Below are 4,299 nucleotides of genomic sequence, written 5' to 3'. Positions count from 1 at the left end.
GTTGAATTTGATTAGCGCAAACACGGAAGATCAAATGTCGTTTATTTAAACCGCTAGAGAAATTACTGATCCTTTGACTAAAGTTTCAGCATTAACCCCTAGAAATGGAAGATAGTAACCAGGAAAGGCAAAAGACGGACTCCGGCAAACTTGGTCGATAACCCTATGCAAATTCACTGTGGGTGAGCTTTTGCTCCACTCGCTATCGAGAAGAGATCGACCGAGATTGGCTAAGGATCGTGAATTGAATAAGATCGATAATTGCCTAGTTGCTTCGCCCCCTAAATCCCCCATTCTGGGGGACTTTGAGAAAGCAGACATTCTAGAATTTAAGGCAGTTTCGCGGTTCAAAGTCCCCCAAATTTGGGGGATTTAGGGGGCAGAAGCCGAATTAAACGAAGCGAAACCGCGAGAATTACAGGTTGTTTAATTCACGATCCTAATTCTTTTTTTGAAGAAACTAAGCTATGGACAACCTTATAGTGGATAGTTTTATTGATCCCCATCTGGATCGTCTAGTAAAACTTCTATAATTTTTTTTTAATCATTCTAACGGTATAGTGTCATTCACTCTGCTGATAGAGATAAAACACCGTTAGCAGATTCTAAAGTGATGCCAAGTGTAAATCCTTATCAAAAGACTATCGTTCTTGGGGAGTTAAAGACATGGCATACGCTAATAGACCTGTTGTTGACGCTACGACAATCCAACCTGTTGCTGACTACCATGATCGCGTTCGTTGGGGCCCGATCATTTCTGGACTGGTTGTTGCATTAGCCTCTCAATTGATTCTCACTGGGATTGGGGCAGCCATCGGCGCAACCACGATCGCCAATTCGGGTGCTCCTCGCTCAAACTTGGATGAAGTCGGCAGTGCCGTTGGTATCTGGTCGATCATCAGCCTGCTAATTTCGCTGTTTATCGGTAGCTGGGTAATGGCGCGGGCTTGTGGCCCCATGAATCGGGGAACCGCGATGCTGAATGGAGCCATTCTTTGGGCAACCACCTTGGCGCTGAGTGCTTACCTGCTAGCAAGTGGCGTTTCGGGTGCGTTTGGGATTATTGCTTCTAATGCAGGCGAGGTTGCCAATCAAGTCATTCCAGGGGGCGCGGCCAATGCACCCAATGTGGTTCCTAGCCCTGGCGTGACAGCTGATCAAACCCGCGATGCTGCGGGTGGTGCGGCTAGAGCGGGTTGGTCGTTTGCGATCGGTTCTCTCTTAGGCTTGGTAGCTTCCTTGATTGGGGCCGCTGCTGGTGCGCGGAGTCCTCGCACAACGACCACTGCTTACACAGAGCCAACGGTTCGATAACTTGGTTGTTTGACCATCCTCTCTTTCCCCTTGTTCTTCTAGGACGGGGGAATTTTTTTATTTAGTTTTTTAAGAAATTAAACTTGATGGCTGCGATCGCTCAAAGCTGTCTCGGTCGGAAAAGATTTCAAAAAATTGCTCAACATCAGTGAGTTCAAACACGATTTTGACTTCATTAGAAACTGAACAAAGAGAAAGCTTGCCTCCCTCTGCTTTAACGGTTTTGAGGGCAACGATCAACAGCCCCAAACCAGAACTATCCATAAAGCTGACCTCTTTAAAGTCAACTAAGATATTTCGTACTCCAGTACTGAGACTACTATTAATTTCCTGGTTAAACAGGTCAGCTTGAGTGCTGTTTAAGATTCCAGAAGGATAAAGAACTTTGATTGTGGGGTTCATAAGGGTATACCTGTCAAGAGCAAGGTTGAGATAGAACACTTTAATATTCAGGCAACAATCCGTGCTATCCGCACTATCCTAACGTGGTTAACATACCCTTGATACTAGTATTAATAACTTGAGTGTATTCTACAGCGTGCTTTTTATGCGACTGGTCTTACTTCAGTAGATTAACTTAGCCCTGAGCTAGGTTACAGAAGTAAAAGAGCTTTTTAAGTAATCTCACTCAGAGAAGGAAGATGAGTTCTGTTTTATCTTGACAGCAATCGGAGTTCTAAGATTATTCGTATTTCTAGCATGTCTACCATCTGAAACTGTTTGTTCAAGCTCTGCGCGATCGCGTCAGCCAGTTTGCCCTGCTGTTAGCTTGAGGGATTGAAAATGAAAAAGAAATTGATATTTTTAAGTATTCTCACGGGTACGATCGTCACGCTAATTGCTAAACCTTGCCTGAGTTTGCCGCTCTCACCCGGCGATCGCCTCAAAGTTTCGATTCCTGAAGGCGAATTGTTTAATGGTATTTACGAGGTCAATATTGATGGGACGCTTCAGATTCCCTATTTACCGCCGATTCGCGTTGCCGGACTAGAACCTGCTCAAATCGAACAAACGCTGTCCCAAACCCTGCTCGAAAAGCGACTGTTTAATCCCCGTTTTTTGCAAGTCACCATACAACCTGTAGAGTGGTCAGCCATTCAAGTTAGTGTCGCAGGTGCAACCTTTGAGCCGGGTCGTCTCTTGCTCAATCAGCGTAGTCCCGAAGCGCGGGCCCGCATCACCCAAGCATCCGGAGACTATCCCCCAGAGCGGTTTTTGATTGCGGCTATCCGAGAAGCAGGAGGTGTCATGCCCAACGCCGATGTGAAGAACATTCGCCTGATTCGTAACGGACAAGCTACGACGATCGACCTTTCTGGCGTTTTTTCTGGAGAAATCATTCAAGACATTCCCTTGGTGGCGGGTGATCAGATTATTGTGCCCGATACTCAAAAAGTGCATCCTGAGCTAATTCGCCCCTCTCAGATCACGATTCCGGGCGTGCGCGTATTTTTATCCAATCTGACGCAGCCCGCCAGCAGCAATTCGGGTGCCTCAGTGAACAAAGATGCGACGGCTTTTGTCTATGGTTCTCGTTTGTCTCAGGCGGTCATTGCAGGAAACTGCGCCGGGGGCAGCACCGAAAATGCCAAACGTCGAGCGCTGCTAGTTCGTACCGATCGTATGACCGGAGAAACGAAAGTCATGGAACGCCCGATCGAAGATCTGCTGCGAAAAACCAACGACGATGCGACCAATCCTTTTCTGATGCCGGACGATGGCATCGCTTGCTATGACTCCAAAATCACCAACATGAGGGGTGTTGCGGATACTCTGGGTGCCATCTTTTCTCCCTTCTCACTATTGCTGAATCTGCTTAGAAAATGATGAATGCAACCAATCAAGCCCTCCTAAAGCCTGCCAAAAAAGGACGATGGCAACGCTATGTCTTTATGGGTCTCGTCGTCAATTCTGCGATTTGGGGCACAACGCTGTTTTTTCTTAAGGTCGCAAAACCAACTTACATCAGCGAGTGGGCGTTAATTCTTCCAGGGTCGGGGCCAGGGGTGAGCGTGAATTTGCCAGATATTGGTCAAGCAAGTTCTTCGAGTAGTTCGCCGTTTGGTGGCCCGACTCAAGATCCCAGAGCCAACTATCAGTTCATCGCGACCAGTGAAACGGTGATCAAAAAGGCGGCGGCGATCGTCAACCTTCCTCCTGAGAAGTTTGGAGAACCTAAGATTAAGCTGCTCGACAACACCACGATTATGAAGTTTGAGGTGACGGGGGGCAGCGCTCAAGAGGCTCAACAAAAGTCACGAGCGCTCTACAAAGCGTTGGTCAGTCAGTTGACCCTACTGCGAGTTGAGGAATTAGCCCGACGCGATGATGGCATTCAGTCCACGTTGCAGTCAGCGAAAGCTAAACTTGTTGAGGCCCAGCAAGGACTTTCTGAGTTTAAGTTGAGGTCTGGATTGAGTTTTCCAGGGCAGATCGACAATCTCTCGGTCAACGTAGAACAGTTGCGTCGTCAACGGGCTGAAGTCATCGCGCAACAGCAGCAAGTGGGCAATCGGCTTCAACAACTGTCTGCCAGTCTAAAAATTTCGCCTCAGCAAGCTGCCAGTGCTTTTGTGTTGCAGGCTGACCAACTGTTTCAGCAAAACTTAAAAGACTACAGTGAAGCCAGCGCGACGTTATCCGTTTTGTTATCAAAGTGGGGAGACAACCATCCCAGTGTGATCAAGGAGAAGGCCAGACTAGAAGCGTCTCAAGCGGCAGTGTCCGATCGCAGTCGATCGCTCCTTGGTCGTGCAATCGATCCACAAATGCTGGGGGCGATTCAGCTAACGGCTAACGAATCGGGCCGGGCTGGGTTGTTTCGGGATCTGGTGGCTGTGCAGGCTGACTTTCAAGGATTGACCGCCCAAGCTGAATCGATCGACCAGCAAATCAAGCTTTTAGAATCACGGCTCAACGGGCTGGCTCAGGGACAAACAACCCTGGAAAATATGAAGCGAGAAATGCAGACGGCAGAAGCGGTTT

General features: G+C 47.9%; 4 protein-coding genes. 3 read left to right on the top strand and 1 reads right to left on the bottom strand.

What is annotated here, in order from left to right:
* Window positions 1–666: 666 nt before the first annotated feature.
* Window positions 667–1,314, top strand: a complete 648-nt coding sequence (locus ACJ2PR_RS35220) for a hypothetical protein (RefSeq protein WP_446869255.1) — start codon at window positions 667–669, stop codon at window positions 1,312–1,314.
* 69 nt (window positions 1,315–1,383) lie between these two features.
* Here the strand turns inward: ACJ2PR_RS35220 and ACJ2PR_RS35215 are convergent, their stop codons facing one another.
* Window positions 1,384–1,716 (bottom strand): STAS domain-containing protein, encoded by a 333-nt coding sequence (locus tag ACJ2PR_RS35215; protein ID WP_446859742.1) that lies wholly within the window; start codon window positions 1,714–1,716, stop codon window positions 1,384–1,386.
* Between the two features lie 381 nt (window positions 1,717–2,097).
* Here ACJ2PR_RS35215 and ACJ2PR_RS35210 point away from each other — a divergent pair, with 381 nt between their 5' ends.
* Together ACJ2PR_RS35210 and ACJ2PR_RS35205 are read left to right on the top strand one after the other, a co-directional pair.
* A complete protein-coding gene (locus ACJ2PR_RS35210) occupies window positions 2,098–3,141 on the top strand; it encodes a polysaccharide biosynthesis/export family protein (protein WP_446859743.1) in 1,044 nt (347 codons plus the stop codon).
* Window positions 3,138–4,299 (top strand): GumC family protein (locus tag ACJ2PR_RS35205; RefSeq protein ID WP_446880543.1); only part of this gene is annotated, 1,162 nt, incomplete at its 3' end. The genes ACJ2PR_RS35210 and ACJ2PR_RS35205, both read left to right, overlap by 4 nt.

The organism is Phormidesmis sp. 146-33 (assembly GCF_052939515.1).
This window is presented reverse-complemented; position numbering and strand designations above follow the sequence as displayed.